At 56.4% G+C, this 23,949-nt stretch carries 23 protein-coding genes, 1 tRNA gene and 1 rRNA gene (1 of these 25 only partly in view); 22 read left to right on the top strand and 3 right to left on the bottom strand.

Features of this window, described 5'->3' with window-relative positions; translation table 11 throughout:
* Positions 1-18 precede the first annotated feature (18 nt).
* The 15 genes from phnL (at position 19) to RHM65_RS21540 (ending at position 10,516) form a co-directional block, all read left to right on the top strand.
* Positions 19-735, top strand: a complete 717-nt coding sequence (gene phnL, locus RHM65_RS21610) for a phosphonate C-P lyase system protein PhnL (RefSeq protein WP_322183978.1) — start codon at positions 19-21, stop codon at positions 733-735.
* Positions 729-1,874 (top strand): alpha-D-ribose 1-methylphosphonate 5-triphosphate diphosphatase, encoded by a 1,146-nt coding sequence (locus tag RHM65_RS21605; RefSeq protein WP_322168998.1) that lies wholly within the window; start codon positions 729-731, stop codon positions 1,872-1,874. The genes phnL and RHM65_RS21605 overlap by 7 nt, the downstream gene beginning before the upstream one ends.
* The gene (gene phnN, locus RHM65_RS21600) at positions 1,874-2,443 is read left to right on the top strand and encodes a phosphonate metabolism protein/1,5-bisphosphokinase (PRPP-forming) PhnN (protein ID WP_322169001.1); all 570 of its coding nucleotides are present in this window, start codon (positions 1,874-1,876) and stop codon (positions 2,441-2,443) included. Before RHM65_RS21605 ends, phnN begins: the two co-directional genes overlap by 1 nt.
* Entirely contained in the window at positions 2,434-3,183 is a 750-nt protein-coding gene (phnP, locus tag RHM65_RS21595; protein WP_322169004.1) for a phosphonate metabolism protein PhnP, read from the top strand. Before phnN ends, phnP begins: the two co-directional genes overlap by 10 nt.
* 144 nt (positions 3,184-3,327) lie before the next feature.
* The gene (locus RHM65_RS21590) at positions 3,328-3,744 is read left to right on the top strand and encodes an SRPBCC family protein (protein ID WP_322169007.1); all 417 of its coding nucleotides are present in this window, start codon (positions 3,328-3,330) and stop codon (positions 3,742-3,744) included.
* Between the two features lie 64 nt (positions 3,745-3,808).
* Positions 3,809-3,884: transfer RNA gene (locus RHM65_RS21585), tRNA-Asn, on the top strand.
* A gap of 190 nt (positions 3,885-4,074) precedes the next feature.
* Positions 4,075-4,944 carry a ParA family protein gene (locus RHM65_RS21580; protein ID WP_322183976.1) on the top strand — a complete coding sequence of 290 codons (870 nt, stop codon included), beginning with the start codon at positions 4,075-4,077 and terminating at the stop codon, positions 4,942-4,944.
* Positions 4,941-6,287, top strand: coding sequence for a replicative DNA helicase (dnaB, locus tag RHM65_RS21575; protein ID WP_322169013.1), 1,347 nt, complete (start codon positions 4,941-4,943; stop codon positions 6,285-6,287). The genes RHM65_RS21580 and dnaB overlap by 4 nt, the downstream gene beginning before the upstream one ends.
* Complete coding sequence (locus RHM65_RS21570) at positions 6,284-6,463, top strand: hypothetical protein (RefSeq protein WP_322169015.1); 180 nt, start codon at positions 6,284-6,286, stop codon at positions 6,461-6,463. The genes dnaB and RHM65_RS21570 overlap by 4 nt, the downstream gene beginning before the upstream one ends.
* Positions 6,447-6,692, top strand: coding sequence for a hypothetical protein (locus tag RHM65_RS21565; protein ID WP_322169018.1), 246 nt, complete (start codon positions 6,447-6,449; stop codon positions 6,690-6,692). Before RHM65_RS21570 ends, RHM65_RS21565 begins: the two co-directional genes overlap by 17 nt.
* Positions 6,673-6,909 (top strand): Arc family DNA-binding protein, encoded by a 237-nt coding sequence (locus RHM65_RS21560; protein ID WP_322183974.1) that lies wholly within the window; start codon positions 6,673-6,675, stop codon positions 6,907-6,909. Before RHM65_RS21565 ends, RHM65_RS21560 begins: the two co-directional genes overlap by 20 nt.
* Entirely contained in the window at positions 6,909-8,210 is a 1,302-nt protein-coding gene (locus tag RHM65_RS21555) for a ParB family protein (RefSeq protein ID WP_322183972.1), read from the top strand. The genes RHM65_RS21560 and RHM65_RS21555 overlap by 1 nt, the downstream gene beginning before the upstream one ends.
* A complete protein-coding gene (locus RHM65_RS21550) occupies positions 8,207-8,548 on the top strand; it encodes a hypothetical protein (protein WP_322183970.1) in 342 nt (113 codons plus the stop codon). Before RHM65_RS21555 ends, RHM65_RS21550 begins: the two co-directional genes overlap by 4 nt.
* Before the next feature lie 40 nt (positions 8,549-8,588).
* Entirely contained in the window at positions 8,589-9,143 is a 555-nt protein-coding gene (locus tag RHM65_RS21545; RefSeq protein ID WP_322169027.1) for a DUF2857 domain-containing protein, read from the top strand.
* A complete protein-coding gene (locus tag RHM65_RS21540) occupies positions 9,143-10,516 on the top strand; it encodes an STY4528 family pathogenicity island replication protein (protein ID WP_322169030.1) in 1,374 nt (457 codons plus the stop codon). The genes RHM65_RS21545 and RHM65_RS21540 overlap by 1 nt, the downstream gene beginning before the upstream one ends.
* 314 nt (positions 10,517-10,830) lie before the next feature.
* Here RHM65_RS21540 and RHM65_RS21535 read toward each other — a convergent pair whose 3' ends face one another.
* Complete coding sequence (locus RHM65_RS21535; protein ID WP_322169033.1) at positions 10,831-11,193, bottom strand: DUF167 family protein; 363 nt, start codon at positions 11,191-11,193, stop codon at positions 10,831-10,833.
* Between the two features lie 583 nt (positions 11,194-11,776).
* Between RHM65_RS21535 and RHM65_RS21530 the strand changes: the two genes are divergently transcribed.
* Together RHM65_RS21530 and RHM65_RS21525 are read left to right on the top strand one after the other, a co-directional pair.
* Positions 11,777-12,124, top strand: coding sequence for a hypothetical protein (locus tag RHM65_RS21530; protein ID WP_322169036.1), 348 nt, complete (start codon positions 11,777-11,779; stop codon positions 12,122-12,124).
* 36 nt (positions 12,125-12,160) lie between these two features.
* Positions 12,161-12,604 (top strand): PaaI family thioesterase, encoded by a 444-nt coding sequence (locus RHM65_RS21525; protein WP_322169039.1) that lies wholly within the window; start codon positions 12,161-12,163, stop codon positions 12,602-12,604.
* A 417-nt stretch (positions 12,605-13,021) separates the two neighbouring features.
* On the opposite strand, the gene RHM65_RS21520 is transcribed toward RHM65_RS21525, so the two are convergent.
* On the bottom strand, positions 13,022-13,768 hold the full coding sequence (locus RHM65_RS21520; protein ID WP_322169042.1) for a hypothetical protein: 747 nt from the start codon (positions 13,766-13,768) through the stop codon (positions 13,022-13,024).
* A gap of 875 nt (positions 13,769-14,643) precedes the next feature.
* Between RHM65_RS21520 and RHM65_RS21515 the strand changes: the two genes are divergently transcribed.
* The 3 genes from RHM65_RS21515 to RHM65_RS21505 are packed head-to-tail and all read left to right on the top strand — an operon-like array spanning position 14,644 to position 19,143.
* Positions 14,644-15,885, top strand: coding sequence for an MFS transporter (locus tag RHM65_RS21515; protein WP_322169044.1), 1,242 nt, complete (start codon positions 14,644-14,646; stop codon positions 15,883-15,885).
* Entirely contained in the window at positions 15,878-17,536 is a 1,659-nt protein-coding gene (locus RHM65_RS21510; RefSeq protein WP_322169047.1) for a thiamine pyrophosphate-binding protein, read from the top strand. Before RHM65_RS21515 ends, RHM65_RS21510 begins: the two co-directional genes overlap by 8 nt.
* 26 nt (positions 17,537-17,562) lie before the next feature.
* Positions 17,563-19,143 carry an aldehyde dehydrogenase (NADP(+)) gene (locus RHM65_RS21505; protein ID WP_322169050.1) on the top strand — a complete coding sequence of 527 codons (1,581 nt, stop codon included), beginning with the start codon at positions 17,563-17,565 and terminating at the stop codon, positions 19,141-19,143.
* Positions 19,144-19,213: 70 nt separating this feature from the next.
* On the opposite strand, the gene RHM65_RS21500 is transcribed toward RHM65_RS21505, so the two are convergent.
* The gene (locus RHM65_RS21500; protein ID WP_322169053.1) at positions 19,214-20,161 is read right to left on the bottom strand and encodes a LysR family transcriptional regulator; all 948 of its coding nucleotides are present in this window, start codon (positions 20,159-20,161) and stop codon (positions 19,214-19,216) included.
* 272 nt (positions 20,162-20,433) lie between these two features.
* On the opposite strand from RHM65_RS21500, the gene RHM65_RS21495 reads away from it, so the two are divergent.
* Positions 20,434-23,370, top strand: a complete 2,937-nt coding sequence (locus tag RHM65_RS21495) for an EAL domain-containing protein (protein ID WP_322183968.1) — start codon at positions 20,434-20,436, stop codon at positions 23,368-23,370.
* Between the two features lie 499 nt (positions 23,371-23,869).
* Positions 23,870-23,949 (top strand): 16S ribosomal RNA (locus tag RHM65_RS21490) (it continues 1,459 nt past the right edge of the window).

Raw genomic sequence — 23,949 nt, 5'->3', positions numbered from 1 at the left:
CTTTTTGAGGTGAGCTTGATGAACACGTTGATCGAGGTCCGCGACCTCTCGAAAACTTTCACGCTGCATCAGCAAAACGGTGTGGTGCTCAATGTGCTTGATGGTCTGAGTTTTACGGTGAGTGCGGGTGATTGCCTGGTGTTGCACGGGCAATCCGGCGCCGGCAAAAGCACGTTGTTGCGCACGTTGTATGGCAATTACCTGCCAGCTGGCGGAAGTATTCGTGTGCGCCATGCCGGCGACTGGCTGGAGTTGGTCGGCGCGCAACCCCGTGAGGTTCTGGCCGTGCGCCAGCAAACCTTGGGCTACGTTAGCCAGTTTCTGCGGGTGATTCCACGGGTTGCCAGTCTGGATGTGGTCATGGAACCGGCGCTGGCACGGGGCTGGTCGAAGGAAAAAGCCAAGGCCCGAGCGGAGCATTTATTGGCCCGGCTGAACATTGCGCAACGCTTGTGGCAACTGGCGCCCGGCACGTTTTCCGGGGGTGAGCAGCAGCGGATCAACATCGCCCGCGGTTTCATGGTCGAGTGGCCGGTGATGCTGTTGGATGAACCCACCGCGTCGTTGGACGACACCAATCGCCAAGTGGTCTTGGAACTGATGCAAGAAGCCAAAGCCGCCGGCGCTGCGCTGATCGGCATATTCCACGACCGCGCCGCCCGTGAAGCGGTGGCTGACCGTCATCTAGACATGACCCCCAGCACTTCGATCATCAAGGAAGCCGCACCATGCTGACCGAACAGATTCTCAGCAATGCTCAAGTCGTTACTGCTGACCGGGTATTCAACGGCACCGTGGTCTTGCGCAATGGCCTGATCGCCGAAGTAGATGAAGGCCGCAGCCGCTTGCCCCAGGCGCAGGACCTGCACGGTGATTATTTGCTGCCAGGTCTGGTCGAACTGCACACCGATAACCTGGAAAAACACATGACCCCGCGTCCCGGCGTGGATTGGCCGTCAACCTCAGCGGTGTTGAGCCACGACGCGCAAATCATTGCGGCAGGCATTACCACGGTGTTCGACGCGCTGTCCATCGGCGACGTTAACCCCAAGGGCAACCGGATGAAGAAATTGCCCGGCATGCTGGAGGCGATTGCCAGCGCCAGCGCGGCGGGCCTGACCCGTGCCGATCACCGGCTGCATTTGCGCTGCGAACTCTGCCACCCGGACACCTTGAGCGTGTTCCGCGATTTGGTGGAGCACCCACTGGTGCAATTAGTGTCGGTGATGGACCATTCGCCGGGTCAGCGCCAATTTGCCCTTGAATCCAAGTACCGCGAGTACTACATGGGTAAGTACCAACTGACCCCTGAGCAGATGGACGAATTCATCGTATTCCAGACGGCCAATTCTCGTGAGTTCAGCGACCGTTATCGGCGCGCCATCGTCGAGGATTGCTTGGCCCGAGGCTTGTCAGTGGCCAGCCACGACGACGCGACAATGGCCCATGTCGAAGAGTCGGCCGGTTACGGCATGACCATTGCCGAATTCCCCACCACACTGGAGGCGGCACGTGGCAGCCACCGGTTGGGCATGGGGGTCTTGATGGGGGCGCCGAACATCGTGCGCGGCGGTTCTCATTCAGGCAACGTGGCGGCGGCAGACCTTGCTAAAGAAGGACTACTGGATATTCTGTCCAGCGATTACTATCCCGCCAGCCTGCTACAGGCCGCCTTTTTATTGGCCGCGCAAGACAACACCTGCGAGCTGGCGCAAGCGGTGGGCATGGTCACCCGCGCACCGGCTCGTTCGGCAGGGCTCGACGATCGCGGCGAGATTCGCGTACGGCTGCGTGCGGATCTGATTCAGGCAAAAAATCAGGACGGGTTACCGGTCATTCAACAGGTGTGGCGACAAGCGAAGAGGGTGTTTTGATGGCAGGCAGGTTGATCTATCTCATCGGACCTTCAGGTTCCGGCAAAGACAGCCTGCTGGATGCTGCGCGCGATCCGTTGTCCGCTCAGGGCTGCCGGATCGTGCGGCGTGTTATCACTCGCTCGGCCGAAGCGGTGGGCGAGGCGGCGCAGGCCGTCAGTGTCGAACAGTTCATTGCCATGCAAGCTGAGGGTGAATTTGCTCTGAGCTGGCAGGCCAATGGGTTGCACTACGGCATTCCTGGTGAGATCGACGCGTGGCTCGATTCAGGGCTAGACGTGCTCATCAACGGCTCCCGTGGGCACTTGACTCAAGCGCGCCAACGTTACCCGGATTTGCTCGCGCTGCTGCTGACGGTGGACCAAAATATTTTGCGTGACCGATTGTTGGCTCGGGGCCGCGAATCAATGCCTGAAATTGAAGCGCGGTTGGCGCGTAATGCTGATTTCGCTGCAACGCTCATGGCAAGTGAGACGTCCGGGCCGTGGCTGTTGGACAACTCCGGACCTATCGAACACACCCTCGCACGTTTGTTGACACTAATCGGCAAAGACCCCACATGCGCCTGACATTGCTGGGCACCGCTGATGTGTCGCAGGTTCCGGTGTATGGCTGCGATTGCCCGGCGTGTGCGGCGGCTCATTCCGATCAACGCTTGCGCCGTCGGCCGTGCAGCGCGTTGGTCGAGTGCGGGGGCCAGCGTTGGTTGATCGACTCCGGTTTGACTGACTTGACCGAGCGTTTCCCGCCGCGCAGCTTCAATGGCATTCTGCAAACCCATTACCATGCCGACCATGCGCAAGGGCTGCTGGAGTTGCGCTGGGGGCAGGGCTGGGTGATTCCGGTGCACGGGCCGGTGGATGCGCAAGGCTTGGCCGACCTTTACAAACATCCGGGTATTCTGGATTTCAGCCAGCCGTTCAGTGCCTTCGAAACTCGTCAGTTAGGCGCATTGAGCGTTACGGCGATGCCGCTGGTGCATTCGAAACCGACCTTGGGGTACCTGCTGGAGGGTGAGGGGCGGCGCATTGCTTACCTGACCGATACGGTGGGTTTACCGGACGAAACCCTCGCGTTTTTGCAGCGTCAGCCCCTGGACGTGCTGGTGCTTGACTGCTCGCTGCCACCGCAACCCCAGGCACCGCGTAACCACAATGACCTGAATTTAGCGTTGGAATCTATTGCCCAGTTGAAACCGCAATTGGCAGTGCTGACCCACATCGGCCATACGTTGGATGCGTGGTTGATGGAGACCGGAAATCAGTTGCCCATGCACATCATCGTCGCGCGTGACGGGATGGTGGTGTGAGCGCCGCGCCCTGCTGAACCGTGGTCTTGAGCGATGCAGAGGCATGATCCATCAACGGCTAGGCGCAACGGAAATGGATGAAGTCGTTCAAGGGCTGGTTTACATTGCTGTTCTAAATTATCGATTCAGTTTTGGAGATCTACCGTGGCTAAGGCATCTGCAACGATTGAAGTGTCGGCAACTGCTGATCAAGTGTGGCAACTCATGGGTGGCTTCGGTTCACTGCCGGACTGGCTGCCGTTTATCGTGGAATGTGAGCTGGGCGAGGGTGGCCGCGTTCGTCACTTGAAAACCAACGACGGCGCCGTCATCGTCGAGCGACTCCAGACATTCGATAACGCCGCACGGACGTACACTTACTCCATTGAGCAGGGACCGTTCCCAGTGACCGATTACCTGGCGAAAGTAGAAGTCAGCGAAGTGCCGGGCAAACACTCGACGAACATTGTCTGGTCGGGTACCTTCACCTGTGCCGGCATTACTGAAGAAGCGGCCGCTGAATTATTCGACGGTGTGTATCGAGGTGGGTTGGCGGCGCTTAAGTCTAATTTTCCGTCTTGAGTGCAGTGAGGCAAGGTCATGAAAAGCTTGACTTAGTCTTTTCAATCAGTAACATACGACGCATTCCGCGATAGCTCAGTTGGTAGAGCAAATGACTGTTAATCATTGGGTCCCTGGTTCGAGTCCAGGTCGTGGAGCCATATTGTTTTCAAGGGGTTGAGCGGGGTGTTGTAGGACGTTTCCAGTGACCAATGATTTCTGAATCATTGGTGCCTGAGGTCCGAAAAACCCGCTTAACCGCCTCGAAAAAACATTTGGTAACAGTGTTTTCGGTTCAATTTTCACGTGCAATGCGCTGCCTCTAATCAACTTGATTTAGAGGTCAGCATCATGAAAATCGCATCAATCGTTTCAACCAAAGGCGGCCCTGGCAAAACCACGGTGACCGCAAACCTGGGCGCGTTCTGCGCCGACGCGAATATCCGCACCCTCTTGATAGATCTCGACACACAACCGTCGTTGTCCTCGTTTTATCGCATCGACCACGAAGCGGCAGGCGGGACGTATCAACTCATTGCCCAAAACGATACCCGGTCAGAGCAGATCATTTCCCGGACCTGTATCCCTAATCTGTCACTGGTGCTCTCCAACGACCCCTACAACCAGCTCAGCAACCTGCTGCTGCACGCCGCTGACGGGCGCTTACGCCTGAAAAATCTGGTCTCAGCCTTCGCTGACGACTTCGACCTGATCCTGATCGACACCCAGGGTGCGCGCTCGGTGCTGCTGGAAATGGCCTTGCTCTGTTCCGATCTGGCGATCTCTCCGATCACCCCGGACATGCTCGCTGCGCGTGAGTTTTACCGGGGCACCCAGCAACTGCTCAAGGACCTGGAGCCGCTGTCGGTGCTGGGCGTACACACGCCGCCGTTAAACATCGTGATCAACAAGCTCGACGCCACCAACGACGCGAGCCTGATCTACCAATCACTCACCGAAACCCTGGCCGATCATCCGCAGATCAACCTGCTTAATACGACACTGCCAGCAGCGGTCAGCTTTCGTCGGGCGGCGACCGAAGGGGTTCCAGCCCACCGGCTTGAATATCGCCAACCCCTCAATCGCCGCTCGCCGTCGGCGTTCAACGTGATCAAAGCCTTGGCGGTTGAGCTGTTCCCGGAGTGGAAGGCGCAGTTTGAGCTGTTAAGTGAGCAAACCCGCCACAACCGGCGCCTGGCTGATCAGGGAATGGCCTCATGAACCTCTTTGACTTGATGCCGCCGCACTCCATCGAAGCCGAGCAGAGCGTGCTCGGTGGGTTGATGCTCGACAACCATGCGTGGGAACTGATCGCCGACCTCATCGGCCCTGAGGATTTTTTCAAGCACGAACACCGTTTGATCTTCAAAGCCATTGAAAAACTGGCGCAGGCCACTACCCCGTTTGACGTGGTTACGGTGTCCGAATCCTTGGCCAAAATGGAAGAGGCGGGCGGTCTCGGCTACCTGGCAGAGCTGGCTAAAAATGTCCCGTCGGTGGCGAACATCAGCGCCTACGCGGAGATCGTTCGAGAGCGCGCTCATCTGCGTCAACTGATCATGCTCGGCCATGAATGCACCCGAAATGCCTCATTGCCTCAGGCAAAAAGTCTGGAGGTGCAGGAAAGCTTTGAGCAGAAGCTCTTTGCACTGGGGCAGGGCCGTGCGCCCAACAGTTTTGTCGATGTAAACGACGCGCTGATGAAGGTACTGGAGCAGGTTGATTTCAACTTCAATCACGGCGATGGCGTGACCGGTGTCCCCAGCGGTCTCGCGGATCTGGACCAAAAAACCGGAGGCTTTCAGGACGCTGATTTGATCATCGTCGCCGCGCGGCCTTCGATGGGTAAAACCAGTCTTGCGCTGAATTTTGTCGATGCGGTGTTGCAGAAGCGTCCGACGGGGTCTGTGCAGATCTACAGCCTGGAAATGCCCGCCCAGGCGTTGATGTATCGGATGCTGGCCATCCTGGGGCAGTTGGATTTGGCCAATTTGATGCGCGGTCAACTGGAGGATGAGGATTGGCCACGGCTGACCGCTGCTGTGGCCAGAATCAATGCCTACGGCGAACGCCTGGTGGTGGACGACAGCTCTGATCTGACCCCCGCGACGCTTCGTGCCCGTGCCCGACGTGCCGCCCGTCGTTACGGCAAGCCAAGCTTGATCATGGTCGACTACCTGCAACTGATGCAGTGCCCCGGCAAGGAAAATCGCAACCTGGAAATCGCCGCCATTTCGGCAGGGCTCAAGGCCCTGGCCAAGGAGTTTGACTGCCCGGTGGTCGCGCTTTCACAGCTCAACCGATCGTTGGAAAACAGGCCCAACAAACGCCCGCACAACGGCGACCTGCGCGAGTCTGGCGCGCTGGAACAGGACGCCGACCTGACGCTGTTCATCTACCGCGACGAGGTGTATCACCCCGACTCCGTTGATCAAGGTATTGCCGAATTGATCATCGGCAAACACCGCAACGGGCCGACCGGCGTTGTACGCACGGCGTTCATCCCCGCGCACACCCGCTTCGCCGATCTGGATGCCAAGCACTGGCAAGGAGCCACGAAATGAACAAGGTACCTTTGCCACGCGGCACTTGCCTGGATTGCACGGCTAATTTTCCTGTCTTCAAGGCCATCTGCCGTTTCGCCGACACCATTTTTCCAGATGGCGAACTGGATATTTTGGTCTGCCCGGAGTGCGGCAGCTACTCGGTGGAGGAGGTCAGCCATGAACAAACCCAATGACCGCCCCGACGAGTACTGCACGGTGGTTTTTCGCTTGAAAAACGGCCGGGTCGATGCAGGCAAATTTGTCTACGCGCTGGCCTGTCGGGTCGAGCAGTGGACCCATGTCGAGGTCGTCAAACTGGAGGTCGGCGACCTACGCTACGAGCTGAATTCATCGCTTCATTCAGAAGCAAAAACCGAAAACGTCACCGAGCAAGGAGCTGGGCATGAACAGCCGAAAGAGTGATCGAGAAAAGTTCGTCATCCGATTTTCGGAGCTCGGACTTAGAGCCCAGATTGCCGACGAGGCAAAACTGGCCAGTCGCTCAATGAACGGAGAGATCGTTTATCGGTTGTTCCGCAGCTTTGAGCTTGAAGAAGAACTGCGGCGAGCCAACGCGGTGATCGACCGATTGACGGGCCTCGACGCTGTAGACGTCGGCCGCGCTGAAGGACGTTCCTGATGACCGCCAAATCATTAAGTCGCGACGACATCAAGGGAAAACTGCTGCAGGGATCTTTCATGAACAACGGCCCCCATGTACCCCAACTTTCAGACCCGGTCGCGGACACCCCGATGGTGATCGTGCTGGATAAACTGCGGCCCTATGAATACAACCCGCGCATCAACCGCAATCCGCTGTTCGATGAACTGAAAGCCTCGATTCTCAATCGGGGCCTGGACGCACCACCCCCGATTACGCGTCGGCCGGGGGAGGAGCATTTCATTATTCGCAACGGCGGCAACACCCGGCTGGCGATCCTCAATGAGCTGTGGCGTGAAACCCGTGATGAACAGTTTTTGCGTATTCAGTGTTTATTTCGGCCGTGGCCTAAACGTGGCGACATCGTCGCGCTGACCGGGCATCTGGCCGAAAACGATATGCACGGAGAACTGACCTTCATTGAGCGGGCATTGGGCATCGAGCGAGCCAAAACGCTGTATGAGCAGGAAGCCAACGAGTCCATTTCACAGCGAGAACTGGCACGAAGGCTGGCCGCCGACGGCTATCCGGTGTCCCAGCCGCACATCAGCAAAATGCAGGACTGCGTGCATTTTCTGCTGCCGGCCATTCCCAACCTGCTGTATTCCGGGTTAGGGAAACCGCAAATCGAACGGCTGACCAACCTGCGGCGCACGGCAGCCAAGAGCTGGGCTAAGTACGCGGATAGCGCCGCAAATCGCATCGATTTTGAATCGTTGTTCTCTGAGGTACTGGCGACTTTTGATGACGGTGGCGACTTTAAATTTGATCGGTTTCAGGATGAGTTGATTCACCAGATGCAGCAGCCGCTGGGGAAGGACTACAACTGGCTGAAGCTGGACATCCTTGATGCGCGCGCGCCCCTACCGCCGGTGACGGAGCCTGAAACGCCTGCGCCTGTGGCGTCAGCGAAAACCCCTTCCGACGGCGTGAAGGCGCCGCCGCAGGAACCGAAAAAACCGCCCGTCAAAGCCGCCAGTAAAGGTGATACGACGCCTGCAACCGTTCCCGAGGTGCCGCCTGAGACAACGGAAGATGAAGACCAGGACCGAATTCAGGCCCACATCATCACGCCGATTCCCGGCCTGACCCCACGTATTCAGGCGATGAAACAGCAGCTCGCTGGCGCGACTGGCGAGCCGATTCCTGACTTCGACGCCTCGTGCCTGCATTCGATTCCGGTGCAGGTCGGGGGCTGCATCCTATCTCCGACCTTTGGTACATCGAACGGCAGATCGATGAACCCACCGAACTGCGACATCAGATATTCGGTTTGGTGAGTGAAGTCATCGAAGAGGCGCGGTGTCCTGTTGAGCTATTGCCGTCCGATTTGGGCGCCGGCTTTCGCATGCGGCGCACATTCGAGCAAGCCGAAGCGCTGGCTCAGGTATCCATTACGACCATGACGTTGCTCAATTCCCTTTGTCTGGGCCCGGAGGTGTTAGGGCGGACGCCGGTCGAGTTCACGGCTGATCTAGGGCGATTGATGCTGGGGCTTCCAAGAAACGAGTCTTGCGACGCTTCCGTCGCTGATCGTCTCAGTGATCAGGCTTTGGTGAAAATCTTTCGTGTCATACGCCTCGTACGACGCCTCATTGAACTGGAAGCGGCGCTGTGAGCGTGCGCATCGGTATCCGCCTCGAAATGGAGACACATCCATGGCCCATCCACTAAATCTGGCAGTGGCTTTTCAAATCTTGAGCGACATCCGCAATGGCCAGTTGCGTAGCTGCCTGGCCATGGGTTTTTCGGAGCAAGACCTCAAGGACCTTGTCGAACCGCAATGCATGAGCATGTTGGTCAATGCGCCCGTTCCCTGGTTCAAGGTCGTGGTTGATGGTCTGGTCGTTCAACGTCTGCTGGTGCAAGCCAAGAGCTTTGAAGAAGACCAATTGATCATGCGCGCCCTTAAGGTGGGTGCGAGTTCGTCCATGATCCATCAACTGTTTGGCCTACCCGCCAAGGAGGTGGCGTTACGGCGAAGCATTTTAAACCTGCCCAACCGCAGGGGGCGCTGGCCTGCGGTGAATCAGGAGCAGGAGCGCGAGCTATGGGATCACTGGGTCAACGCGATCAAGCGTTTTCCCGACGCTCCCCATGACGACCGAGCCTTGTTGAACGTGGCAATAGAGCTGACCGAAAAGCTGCCAGCGCTTAACCTGTCGATGGTGTGGACGACGATTCAGGGCTGGATTGAACAGGACTTGATCTGATGCCCCACGCCTCCAAACGGTTCACCCCGGGCAATCTCGATACGCTGAACGCGTTGCTGGCTTCTGCATCCAGCTCAATGAGCGATCAGCGTCGAGAGCAGACCCGAATTCCTAAACCCGATCGCCCCGGCGCGCAGCCGTTGGCGCCCATACTCGATACCGAGAACACCGGCAATCCCCACGAAGCCTTCCCCCGAAGGCTTTTGCTGGATAACCGGCTGACGCCACTGGAGCGCAATGCTTGGCAGGTTTTTAGACTCTTGCTGAATGACGACGGCCTGACGTCGTTTCCCACCTACGAGCAGCTACGACCTTACCTGGCCTCGTCGCCTTACAAGCTTGCATCCCGAGAGACCGTCGCCAAAGCGCTCACCGCCTTGCGGTTGACTCGCTGGCTGAGCTTGGCCGGGCGAGTTCGGGATGAAGTCACCGGACAAATGAAAGGCAACATCTACCTGCTGCATGACGAACCCATCAGCATTTCGGAAGCCATGCTGCTGGACAGCAGCTATCTGCAATTGGTCGGAAACTCCCAGGACCACGCCAACAAATCCATACGCCAAGTGGCCGCCAATACCCTTGAGGAGTTCATGCAGGATCCCCATCTTCGCGAGCAGACACTGCCGAGCCACCTCGAAGTGCTGGGGCGTCGGGTTGCCAATCAGGGCTGGGCGAAGGCACTCAATGACAAATCCAACACGCAGACACCTCCCTCGGACGCACCACTCCAATCCGAACTCGGGCCAAGTGAATCCGAACTCAGTCAAAGCGAATCCGAACTCAGTAAAAAACACCCAGTTCGGAATCGTGCAGCCCCCCGTTCGGAATCCGAACCCAGTGGGAAACAGGGCTCCGCACCCCGAGTTCGGAATCCGAACTCATCTAGTACAAGTACTAATACAAATACATCTGTATGTAAAAGCTCTGTACCGCGTGCGAGCCCTGGGGCGGTAATCAAGTGGCCAGCGTCGTTTGAAAACTTGGCGCCGGATCAGAGACGGAAGGTGCAGGTCGGGTTGGGGTGGGTTTCGGCAGAGGTACAGCAATCGGTGCTTGATCAGTGGGATGTGCGGGTAGGGCAGGGGCAGATACGGAATCCGTTTGGGTATTTGCTGGGCATGATCGAGAAGGCGCGGAATGGGGAGTTTAATGTGGTGGGTCAGGTGGGGATGGGCCGGTCTCATTCGGATACGTCAGGGGTGGCCGTCGCAGATGACGGACTGCGGGACCCGTTGCCGGCGTTCAAACAGCATCAACCGACTGAGCTAAGTAAGTCTGTCGCGAACAAGGAGTTGGCGGCGATTATGGCGATGATGGGTAAGCGGGGAGTGGGGGCGGTGGGAAGTCAGCCGGTGGTGGGTGGGAGTGGTTAATGCGGGGGTGATTCCAGTGGAATCACTTGGTCTGTATCGGCAATCAACTGCCAAAACGGTCGTGTGCTGTCTCGCCCTTTACCGTTGCCGTGATTCTCCGCTTTGCAGGAGCGAGAAAATTTTCCAAGTAGCCGCTCATGGCCAAAGTTGCATTGCAACGTGGCACTTCGCAGAAAATATTTAGCTTAAACAGTCTGTTCAGTACGAATGCAAACGGGTAGTTAACTCGATGCAATCTTGTCGGCGAGCAGACACTGGGACAGTCCATGACAGCAGGGCGGCTCATTAGGCTGCATCGCGCCCGTAGCGAATGGTCAGGTGTTTTCTGCTTCTGACAGGGCCTTGGCCACTACGACAGGTAAGCTTCCGGGCGCCCTTATACGCATCTGCTTGTTCAAATTAAAACGACCGAACACAACCGTGATGTCAGAAACCGAGACGTCAAACTCTCGGGCGAGAAACTTAACCATGTGGTCAGTCGCCCTGCCTGCTACGGGTGCGGCGGTGACACTAATCTTGAGTTGACTTCCTTTCGCCTTGCCGATGGCATCCTTTTTGGCGCTCGGAGTTCCAAGTATGTTCAGAACTAAAATCTCTCCATCCCACCCACAAAACGAGGACATCTCAAAACCACGCCCGGATGATTTCTTTTTGGTAATTGCTTTTGCTGTCTTCACATAGATCCTGCGTAGGTCGGATAAAAAATGCCTAACTATAATAGACATCAACGGGTGCAGAACATTTTGGGCGAACGTGAGCTGCCGCTCTAGAGTGAATTGTTTACGAGGAGGGTGGAAGTAAAAAACCGTTGGGCACCATTGCAGCAATTCCTTTCGCGAACGGTGTTTAGCAGGGTCGAGGGTAGCGCATGGCTTGGAGGAAAGACAAGCGGGCAGCAATCGTAGCACCGTCGCTTGGGGAAAAGAGGAACGCCTGCTTCTTGCCCGCCCCGGCCTATTGTGACCGGCAGAAGTCGACCCATAGCTGCCGGTGGCCACTGGCAAGAATTGAATTGGCCAGAATCAGTCGAAAGTGCATGCCTACGGAACTTAGGGCGATTCAGTCTAACATTCGGGCTCCTCGACTCGTGACGAATGAGGATAGCCAACAAATTTGACAAGGACGATTCCTAAGCCACTTTCCATGCCTTTGCCTTATATCATTGAAAAATCATGGGGCATTCAACCGCCTTATTTACGTGCCGGAAAACTTGGATTTGTTCACCAAGGAGAGCTATATATAACGGGCTGAAGGAAAAATATGGTCATCATTCGCGGTAAGAATTACTATCCGCATGATATCGAGCACAATTTTTCGACAGCTCGCTATAGCCTAGAGAATTCGGCGTGCGCAGTGTTTTCACTCTTAGGCGTTGAAGACAAACTGATTATCGTTCAAGAAATGCGAAGAGAGTTGAGAAAGAAAATCGAGGGGGACGAAATTATCTCCATCACTCGACAGGCAGTGATTTTAAACAATGAGATCACTCCCCACGACATTGTTTTATCAATGCCTGGAAAACTACTGGAAACCAGTAGTTGCAAGGTCATGCGCACTGCATTACGCACTCAATACATCGATAAAGAACTCGAGCGGCAGCTTGGTTAGTGTCGTTCACAAATGCAGAATAAAAGGATGAATACCATGGAAGATTTTGCTGCAAGTAATCCCGACTTTGACAAGCACGTCCAAGGAGCGGTACTCAGTATGCCAGCGGCAAAATTACTGGGGTTTCATTACAATTACCTGAAGCCAGGTCAATGTGAAATCGAACAGCCAGCGCGCAAAGAACTCACTCAGCATAACGGCTACTTTCAAGGCGGTATCATCGGAGCGTTGGCTGATTTTGCCGGAGGTTCGGCCGCTGGAACCTTGCTGCCACCTGGCTGGATAAATATGACTACAGATTTCACTGTCAAACTAATTGCCCCGGCAGATGGTGAAAAGCTACTAGCCAGGGGACGTGTCATCAATGCGTCGAACAACACTACGGTTGCCGCTGCCGATTTGTTTGCCGTGAAACAAGGCAAGGAAACCCTTTGCGCCACCGCTCTGGTAACTATGCGAAATATTCCCCTCAAAGCATGAAGGTAATGGTCTGACCGTTAATTAGATAACTGCGGACACTCCTAAAAATCCTGATGCCGACAGTGCTCCCCTAGGCATTGTCGGTGATCTTCCGTTAGGCACTGGCAGCACCTTCGAAAACCAGTAACTCTCATTCCAAACATCGTTTTAATTTTGAAGCATGACAATCAAATCAGATTTCTGTCGATCTATTTATAGCTAGTACCCCGCGTTCAAGTTTCGGCATGTCTTCATAGTGAATCGACCCTTAATCCGTAGATACGACCGAATGTCTGCTTATGGCCGATTGCTGCCCGTCCCCACCGGCGGCAGTCGACCTATTACTGGCGGGACATTTATTATTCCTGCCAAGCCTATATAGCAACAACATTTCCCGTGTAACCCGGCTCTATATTACTAGATGCTACATCTTGATAACTAAAATACTCTTTCTTGATTTGAGTATATGATTTGCTGAAGTAGCGGGTTAATGGTTGTCCCTGCCGCCGGGCTTGATTTGTAGTTGGCGCCGCCGCCGATTTTCTGCAGTAGGTCGGATGCATAGCTTTCAGGGTACTGAGCTTGCTCGATGGCTGGTAGACCTTTGAAGTGGTCGAGTACATCTGTGAAGAAATTGGTCATCTTGCCAGTGCTGTTGTACTCATCCATCGCTTTCTGAGCGGTCTGACGCCTCCAAACCTGTTCCTGATCAGTCGATTCCTGCCAGGCCGCACGACGCTCGTTGACGGTGAATTCACCGCCCTCGTCATAGGTAATGAGCGCCAGCTGATCCCGGGACATCCCTTTGAAAGGGTTGCTGCCGGTGCCGTTGACAAAGCCAGTGGCTTGACGGGCGCGTGCGAGCAGCTCCGGATCATCGGTATTTGGTACTTCGGCATCATTCCTGATTTTATTGGTTTGATAGGCATTGCCCACCAATTGGTCGTTAATGCTGTCAGCCGTCTGTCCCAGCGTTTTTAAGTTTAGCGTAGAGTCCCTGAGTTCAGCCCGCGTCGCTGCATCGCTCAGTTGACGGCCCAAGGAAGATACGGAGTTACTGGAGTTGGCTTGAGTGACAGTTGCCCCCATGTTGCCAACGCCCGTAGTGTCGGATGATTTGGGTTTTTCAGTGCTATTGACGGCGCCTAAATTGATGCCTTGGAATGTGCTGTTAATGCTGACCATGATGATCCTCCTTAATCCGAGCTGCAGCCAGCACAGGTACTTCCTAGTAAAATGCAGCTCAAGTATGACGTTAACGGCATCGCGACGAAGTACTTGAACCCTAGATAAACATATGCAAGAACGCGGAAGTTAACATCGTGGTGCAATAGATTAGCGTATATCGTCTTGCATCGCTCCTTATATGGTAGGTATTGCATTTTTAATAATTTTACGCTGTCCAGGGTCGGACTTACTACAAAGGTGCATTCAACCCTGCCGCACTCCTGAAATTGAAATATTTACTCCTGTCGACTGGGGTGAAAGCGTTCTAGGAGCGAAAATTAGGATAACTAATTGTCAGCGGTACTAGAGTGAGGGCCGAACACTGGATATGCGTGGCGTCATCAAAATGGCAGAAATTAAAGCAAACCGATGTTTTCAGGTTGTGGGCGGTTGAGATTTTATGACAGTCAAAATTGAACGGTGGCGGTAGGGAAGGGGGCCGAAGTTCGACCTTCGGCTCAAGAAAAGTAAACCACCCGTGAACGATCGCATCGACGGCCCCTTGGCATTGACTGTCACTGCTCACACCTCACCCGTCGATTAGCTGCTCAGCAACGGGTTGATTGGCTGGCCGACGTTCCAATGCAAGCACCTGCTGCCCTTCACCGGGGTAGCGCGACAGCACCGCGTCGAAGCCGTGGCGGCCCCTCTTACAGAGTGTTGAGATCCGCTTTAAAAAGCCGAGCCCCCGCAATCCCACCCTAGCTGCTATGCACCCCGCGCCCTTCGGCGCAGGCATGCTTTCTCACATACTCGACCCAACTGCGTTGCATGCGCGGTGTCTTCCTGACTTATAAAAAACAACAAGCGCAGTCGCGTAACGGAGAAACCCTATGCAGTCCTGGTACCACAGCATGGCGCCTAACCAGCGTCGCACCTTCTGGGCGTGTTTCCTTGGATGGGCGCTCGACGCAATGGACGTTCAACTCTTCGCCTTTGTAATCCCCACGTTGTTGGGGGTCTGGGGCATGACCAAAGGCGAAGCCGGGATCATTGGCACTTCTGCGTTGATCTCTTCGGCCATCGGTGGCGTGATTGCCGGTGTGCTTGCCGACCGCATTGGTCGGGTCAAGGTATTGAAACTGGCGATCCTTTGGTTTTCGGTATTCACCGGGCTGTCGGCGTTCACCGATTCTTTCCATCAATTGCTGCTGACCCGCAGTTTGCAGGGCCTGGGATTCGGCGGCGAGTGGGCCGCCGGTGCGGTGTTGATCGGTGAAGTGGTGGACAAGCACATTCGAGGTCGCGCTGTCGGTTCGGTGCAAGCTGGTTGGCCGGTGGGCTATGCGCTGGCGGCGCTGGCTTACTGGATCACGTTCAGCCTGTTGCCGGAAACCGATGCCTGGCGCGTGCTGTTCCTGCTTGGGATTTTGCCGGGGCTGTTGGTGGTGTGGATGCGCCGCAATATCAGCGAATCCGAAGCCTTTGTGGCCGCTGCCAACTACCGTGAGAAAACCAGTCCGCTGAAAACCTTCGCGCTGATTTTTTCACCCTCGATTTTGCCAATGACGATCATGGCCTCGCTGATGGCGGCGGGTGCGTTGGGCGGCAATTACACGATCCTGACTTGGCTGGTTACCTATTTACGTGAAACCCAAGGGCTAACGGTCAGCATGACCTCGCTGTACTTGGCGGTGAATATTTTCGGTTCGTTTTGCGGTTACGTCGGCATGGCGTACATGAGTGACGGTATCGGTCGACGCAAGACCTTTGCCTTGTCCGCTGCCGGTGCAACCTTGACCGTTTTGGCGTATACCCAATTCCATCTGCCAATGAGCGTGTTGTTGCTGCTGGGTTTTCCCCTTGGTCTGTTCCAGTCCGGGATTGTTTCCGGTATGGGTGCCTGTTTTACCGAACTGTTTCCCACTCAAGTACGCGGCACTGCTGGTGGTTTTTCCTACAACTTCGGCCGGGGTATCGGTGCGTTGGTCCCAGCGGGTGTGGGGATGACCAGCGGCTCGATCGGCCTCGCTGTGTCCATCGGCATTTGGGCCGCCTGTTCATACTTGCTGGTGTTCGCGGTCGCGCTGTTCTTGCCAGAAACCCGTAACAAGGAGCTTGAAGTCCATGTCTGAAGTCACTCAACCCCGTAACGGCGGGCAAATCCTCGTTGAGGCCTTGTTGCGTAACGCGGTCGACACCGTTTATTGCGTCCCTGGTGAAAGTTATTTGCCGGTGCTTGATGCCCTGCACGGCGCCGAGGCGATTCGTACCATCGTCACCCGCCACGAAGGCGCGGCCTCGAACATGGCTGACGCCTACGGCAAGTTGACCGGCCAACCGGGAATCTGCTTCGTCACCCGCGGTCCCGGCGCAACCCATGCCAGTAATGGCGTACACACGGCCAAGCAGGATTCGACACCGATGATTTTGTTCATCGGTCAGGTCGAGAGCAGCTTCAAGGGCCGTGAAGCGTTTCAGGAAGTCGATTATCGGCAGATGTTCGGCGGTCTGGCGAAATGGGTCACTGAGATTGACAGCCTGGAGCGCATTCCCGAAATCATCGCCAAAGCCTTCAGCATTGCGCTTTCCGGACGTCCGGGACCGGTGGTGATTGGCTTGCCGGAAGAAGTGTTGTTCGGCACCGGCGTCTGTGTTGACGCGCTGCCCGTGCGGATTGCCCATGCGGCACCCAGCCCAGCAGCGCTGGACGAGATGCGTGCGTTATTAGCCGGTGCCAAGCAACCCTTAGTGATACTCGGCGGTACCGCGTGGGACGCTGCTGCACGCCAGGCGATCACACATTTTGTAACGGCAAATAACTTGCCAGTCGCGGCGTCGTTTCGGCGGCAGGATCTGTTCGATAACCGTGACCCGCATTACGTTGGCATGCTCGGTCTGGGGGTATCGCCCAAGCTGGCTGAGCGTTTGAAGACCAGCGACCTGTTGCTGGTGATTGGCTCGCGGCTTAGCGAAACGGTGTCCAACGGCTATACATTGGTGAAAAGCCCGGTGCCGACTCAGCCCATTGTGCATGTTCACCCTGATCCGCAAGAGGTGGGTCGGGTGTATCAGGCGCGTTTGCCGATTGTGTCTTCTCTGCGCAGTTTCGCCCATGCCTTGGAACGGATGGCTCCATTAGTTGAACAGCCATGGAAGGCCTGGACCGAAGGGGCGCGGGCGGATTATGTGCAACACTCAACACCGCTGCCACCCCACCCTGAACTCGTCGGCGTGGACATGGGCCAAGTGGTCGCGCACCTTAACGACGTGTTGCCGGACGACGCAGTCATCAGCAACGGTGCGGGCAACTATACCGTATGGGTTCACCGTTTTTACCGTTATCGTCATCCGGGTACTGAACTGGCACCGACCAATGGCGCCATGGGCTACGGTTTTCCGGCTGCGATTGCCGCCAAACTGCAACGCCCCGAGCGCGCGGTCGTCTGCTTCGCGGGGGACGGCTGCTTTATGATGTACCCTCAGGAATTGGCCACAGCCGTGCAATTCGGCGCGCCACTGGTGGTCATTGTGGTTAACAACGGTATGCTGGGGACCATCCGTATGCACCAGGAACGCGAATACCCCGGCCGGGTGTCAGCTACCGATCTGGTCAACCCGGACTTCGTCAGCTTTGCCAAAGCCTTCGGCGCTCACGGTGAATTGGTTGAACGAACCGAGGATTTCCCCGCTGCTTTCCAGCGCGCGCAACAGGCTGGCGTTCCCGCATTGATTGAGTTACGAACGGACCCACGGCAGATTTCGCCACAGGCGCGTCTGGACTGAACAGCTTTCTCTATCAAGGACCCATCATGCAGATCTCAGGTGAAATGATCATCGGCCAGCGTGCCGTGAAGGGGCAGGGCGACGACGTTTTTGCACTCGCAGCGGTTACTGGCGAACAACTGGAACCTGCGTTCGGCGCGGCCCAGACTCTCGATATTGAGCAAGCGTGCGAATTGGCCGAGTCGGCGTTCGATGTTTATCGACAGATGCCTGACGAAAAGCGCGCCACGTTCCTCGACGCCATCGCCCAAGGCCTGATCGATCTGGGTGACACTTTGACCGAGCGTGCGCACTTGGAAAGCGGTTTGCCCAAGCCGCGTCTCGAAGGTGAGCGGATGCGCACCGTGACTCAATTGCGCTTGTTCGCCACGCTGCTGCGCGACGGTCGCTGGCACGGGGCGGTCATCGACAGTGCCCTGCCGCAGCGTACGCCGCTGCCGCGAGCGGACCTGCGTCAACGTCGAATTTCGGTGGGCCCGGTGGCGGTGTTTGGTTCCAGCAACTTCCCGTTGGCGTTCTCGGTTGCCGGTGGCGATACCGCGTCGGCATTGGCGGCGGGTTCACCGGTGGTGGTCAAGGCGCACAACGCGCATTTGGGCACCTCGGAGTTGGTTGCTCGGGTGATCCAAAAAGCGGCGCACAGCACCGGGATGCCAGAAGGTGTTTTCTCAATGGTGCTGGGCACCGGCAATGACATCGGCCATGCCTTGGTCAGTCATCCGGCGATCCAGGCGGTCGGCTTCACGGGTTCGCGTCAAGGTGGTCTGGCTTTGCTGCGCGCTGCCCAAACACGTGCGGAGCCGATCCCGGTGTATGCCGAGATGAGCAGCATTAACCCGGTGTTTCTGATGCCGGCGGCGTTGCAGGCCCGGGGTCCGGCCATCGCGAAAAGCTTCGTTGATTCCTTGGTGCTGGGTGCGGGCCAGTTCTGCACCAACCCCGGCCTATTGATCGCAGTGGAAGGTGACGCGCTGGAAAGCTTCCTGAAGGTTGCGGCCAACGAACTGGCAGAACGCGCACCGACCACCATGCTCACGCCGGGCATCCACGGTGCCTATTGCAAGGGACTGAAACCGTTGCGTGACAGCGCAGACGTGAAACCCGTGGCTGAAGGTCATGCACCTAAAGGGCTATATGAAGCACAGCCAGCGGTATTTCGTACTGATTCGCAAACGTTCTTGGGCAATCCATCACTGGAAGACGAAAACTTTGGCCCCAGTGCGCTGCTGATTGTCTGCCGCGATTTCGCTGATATGCGCAAGGTCGCTTCGCGTTTGGCCGGTCAATTGACGGCTACGTTGCAATTGGATGAGGCCGACTATGCTCACGCTGCGGAGTTAATGCCGACACTGGAGCGTAAATCGGGACGCATTCTGTTCAACGATTTTCCCACCGGTGTCGAGGTGAGTTACGCGATGGTGCATGGTGGTCCATTCCCAGCCACCTCCGACAATCGCACGACCTCCGTGGGTGCTGCCGCCATTGAGCGTTTCTTGCGCCCGGTGTGCTATCAGAATGTCCCTGACCAACTGTTGGCACCGTCCTTGAAAGACGCTAATCCGTTGGCGCTGTGGCGTTTGCGTGATGGTGAGTTGGTTAAAGGCTAAGCGCTGCGACTTGGGGGCAGCTGGCTTGATACCCGGCCCAGCCGCTTCGCCACACGTTCGCTCCTACCGTTCACGAAGTTGCATCACCCGCCACATGCAGCACCGCATCCGGCCACTCTCCACGGCGGACCAGCTCTGCCGTGCGTTGACGAATAATCTGGGTCACGGCCCACAGCCCATCCGGGCTGACACGGTTTTTCGGCCAGACGATGGCAACGTTGCGCCGTATTTCAGGGTTTTCAAGCCGAAAACTTTTCAATCTGCCCGCCGCGACTTCTTCGATCACGGCCGCTGAGGGCAGCACGGTGCAGCCACAATTCGCCAGCACCAAGCGCTTGGTGATTGAGATTGAGCCGTCGCACTCCAGCGCGATGTTGGGCGAAAACCCATATCGTGCCGCCAGGGTTTCCACCATCACCCGCAAGCCATGGTGAGTGCTGGGCAGAATCAACGGAATGTCGCCTAGATCCCGCACTGAAATAGCGTCACCCTGCAACGGATAGTCAATCGGCGTAATCAGGTGGATTTCTTCACTCAGCAACACATCGAACTGCAACGCTCCGGGATGTTCGGGCAGATACAGAATAGCGATGTCTACTTCACCATCGCTTAACCGCCCTAAAACCTGGCTCGCCAAGCCTTCGATAAACCGCACTTGGGTCAGCGGATAGCGCTCTTTCAGTGCGTGGCCGAGGCTGCCAAACAAGATGCGTGCGATGGTCGGCTGTGCGGCAATGCACAACCGCGCCGGGCCTAGATCGGCACTGTCGCGCATGCCCTGTTGCGCTTCGTTGAGGGTCTGCGCCACGGCGTTGGCGTACACCAACAGTTGTTGGCCGCGCTCGGTCAAGCTGACGCCGCGTCCGCTGCGATGAAACAACCTCACGCCCAACTCCGACTCCAGCAAACCGACCCGCCGACTGACAGTGGATTGATCCGCGCCCATCTCCATCGCTGCGCGGGAAATGCTACCGATACTGGCAACGTGCGCAAACAGGCCAAGATCATCCGAATTCATGGGGGCTCCTGAGGTAAGACGGTTGAGGCGCACGCAAGTGGCAGGCGTGTACCGGGGGGGCGCGCGCATCATACCGCCGACGCTGGAAGATTCAGTCATGCGACGACGTCTTAGCGTTAACACCGGTTAAATGATTAAGCGTCGACGGCATATCGCACTAAAGGGTATAAAACTATTGAAAAAAATAGCGATAAGCTTTAAATGACACGTTCACTGGCAACTCGCTTGTCGTCACTAAGATGAGTACCGCCAGTTTCTGGCATGGAGCGCTGATGAGTATTCGTCCCGTGATTGACGCCCCGCAGCAACCGAACATGAGTGACACCGTCACACCTCAATCGATAGGCAAGCCGGGCGTCGGGATGACAGCGGCTGGCAGTGAGAATTCGATCAAGCATTTATTGGATGCTGCGCGCACATGGCCTCATACCACGGCTTGGGTTGTTTACCGGGCTGGTGAGCAGTTGCATCTCATGGGGCAGGGCGATGCACGGGGGCATTGGCCATCGATTATTGCCAACGAAGCGTTCGACGCTTTCTGTGAGACATGGCGACTGCACCGCTGGCCTACCGGGACCGGCGAAAGCGTGTTGGGTTGGCTATTGGCGCCGCTGGACGAGGCTGACGAGTCGGCACTTGCTGAATTCGCCATGCGCTTGGGGCGTCAGGTGCAAACGGACACCCTCGCGCGTGCTCAGATCACTCAGCGCGTTCTGTATGAAATCACCTACCTGGCCAGCTCTACCCGCGACCGCTCGGTGTTTTTGGTGGGTATTCACCAGCTTCTTGCCACGCTGGTCGACGCCGAAAACTTCTACCTCGCGCTTTACGATCCGCACACGGGCAAAATTTCGTACCCGTATTACGTTGATATTATCGATGTCGACGCACTGGAAGCCGAGAACTACGAGTTTCTTGATCCCGCGCATCTGTCGATGACTGGGCAGGTTTTAACGTCGGGTCAGCCGCTGCTGATTGACGCTGCCGCGATCCGCGCTGCCCAGGCTGAAGGCCGGTTTTTTTGCGTAGGCGATCGTCCTGAGTTCTGGATGGGTGCACCGCTTAAAAATGCCTCCGACGAAGTGTTCGGCATGTTGGCGATGCAGGTCTACGATGTTTCCCGCGTGTACAGCGCGGAAGATCGAGCGTTATTCTTGGTGGTGGCCCGCCATGTAGCGATGGCGCTCGACCGACTGCTGCACCGCGCGGACCTGGAAGAGACCGTCATGCGCAGGACGCTGGAGCTCTCGGCGCTCAATGATGCACTGCGTCAGGAGGTGGCCGAGAGAGAACGTGCCGAGCACCTACAGAACGTGTTGTTCCAAATTGCTGAGCTGTCGAGCCGGCCCGGCGACATGGCTGAGTTGTTCCACAGCCTGCACGGTATCGTTGGCGACTTGCTGTTTGCGAAGAACTTTTACATCGCGCTATTTGACGAAGCCACTTCTGAGGTCACCTTTCCTTACTACGTCGATGAGCAACTAGGTGGTCGCCCGTTTGCGCGCCGTGGTCAGCGAGGATTTACCGAGTACGTGATTCGCCAGCGCCGGCCTTGCCTAATCGATGCCGCAGAAGCATTACGCCTGAAAGACGTGGGTGAAATCGATATCTTTAACGATGCGGCTCGTTCCCAGTCATGGCTTGGTGTTCCTCTGTTTGAGAACCATGTGGTGCGCGGGGTGTTGGTGGTACAGAGCTACAGCACTCAATTCAGCTATTCGTTACGTGATCAAGAATTGCTGACCTTTGTCTCGCGACACATCGACACCGCCTTGTCGCGACGCGGTGCCGCTGACGCGATTCACGCAGCCAATCTCAAACTGGAAGCGCGGGTTCAGGATCGCACCCGTGAGCTCGACGATGCGAACGCTAAGTTGCAGCATGAAAACTCACACGACGCCTTGACCGGCCTGCCGAATCGCACCTACTTGCAGCAAAGCCTGGACGCTGCCTGGGCACGCTTTTGCCACAATGGCCGGCCCTTGGCGGTGATGTTCATCGACTTGGATCGTTTCAAAGTCGTCAACGACAGCCTGGGCCACCATTTTGGTGACCTGCTGCTGTGTGAGGCCGCTTATCGTCTGCGCAGCTGTTTACGCGAATCCGACCTGCTGGCTCGACTGGGTGGCGATGAATTTGCAGTGATGGCGCCCGAAGCGCCGCTTGAAGTGGTGATCGACATTGCCGAGCGCATTCTGGCTGCGTTTGACTTACCGTTTTTCATCACCGGGCATGAAGTGTTTTCCTCGTGCAGCATTGGCATCGTCAGCGCCGACGTTCAGTTTCACCACGAGCCGGCCGACTTATTGCGCGACGCCGACATGGCGATGTACCGGGTCAAAAGCGGTGGCCGCGACAGCTATGCAGTATTTAATCAAGAAGTGCGGCGTGAGGTTTCAGACCAGGTCGAGCGCGAAGGGGCGTTGCGCAACGCGCTCAAGCGCAGCGACGAATTGCTGCCGTACTTTCAGCCCATCGTCAGCGTGGAAACCGGAGAACTGGTGGCGCTGGAAGCCCTTATTCGCTGGCATCAGGCGGACGGTCGGGTGGTCGCGCCGGGAGAGTTCTTGCCGGATGTCGAAGGCCTGCGCCTGATTGGCCGGCTTGACCTTTACATGCTCAACAGCATCGCGCTGATTCTTGCGCAGCCTGAGCACTGCAATTGGCCGCCGGTGCATGTGAACTGTTCCAGCTACAGCATGACTCGACCCGAGTTTGCCGGCGAAGTGCTGTCGTTGCTGGCACGGCACGGCGTGGCGCCATCGCGGATTTGTCTGGAGCTGACTGAGGGTGCGTTAGTGGCTGAGCCGGCTATTGCGCGGCAGACCATGCAGCAGCTGGCCGACCAAGGGATGTCGGTGGTGCTCGATGATTTCGGCGCGGGATTTTCATCGTTGAGCTACGTGCACCAGTACCGTTTCAGCGGACTGAAAATAGACAAATCCTTCATCCTGGAACTGACCGCCAGTCCTCGCAGCCGAGCTATCGTTCGCGCCATCGTGCGGATGGCCGAGTCGCTTGATCTCTCTGTGGTGGCCGAAGGAGTGGAAGATGAGGCGACCCTCAACTTGCTGCGTGAAATGGGCGCCAGCCAGGCCCAGGGTTACTACTTCGCAAAACCCATGGCGCTGGAAAAGCTGATCGCACCGGCCGATGTACCTCAAACTTGGCGTTTGGCGATGCCGGGTTATGGCATCAATGACAGATAGTTGAAATTAGCTATTGACGTAACTTTTCCTGGGCCTATAATTCGCACCTCTTCCGGAGCAGATGAAACGGAAACTCCTTGGTAATCAATGAGTTAGCCAGATTTGTCAGCGAGGAAGAGCCTTCGGTCGCGGTGATCGGAAGCGGTGAAAAAAGGCAGTTGACAGCGAGTTGAAACGCTGTAGAATTCGCCTCCCGCTGACGAGAGACGCGAAGTTGATCGAAGCGCAAGTGGTTGAAGTTGCAAAGGAAACTTTGAAACGTGTTTGAAATAACCGCTTGACAGTAACGGGCGCTGCTGTAGAATGCGCGCCTCGGTTGAGACGAAAGAATCAACCCACCGCTCTTTAACAATTGAATCAAGCAATTCGTGTGGGTGCTTGTGCCGTAAGACTGAAGTCAACTGATTATCAGCAGTCACCAGTTACTCCGCGAGAAATCAAAGAATAACCAACGATTGCTGAGCTAAATTTAGGGTTTTTTAAAAACCCAAAGATGTTTGAACTGAAGAGTTTGATCATGGCTCAGATTGAACGCTGGCGGCAGGCCTAACACATGCAAGTCGAGCGGCAGCACGGGTA

Origin of the sequence: Pseudomonas sp. CCI4.2 (assembly GCF_034350045.1) — a bacterium.
Lineage (GTDB): Bacteria > Pseudomonadota > Gammaproteobacteria > Pseudomonadales > Pseudomonadaceae > Aquipseudomonas.
This window is presented reverse-complemented; position numbering and strand designations above follow the sequence as displayed.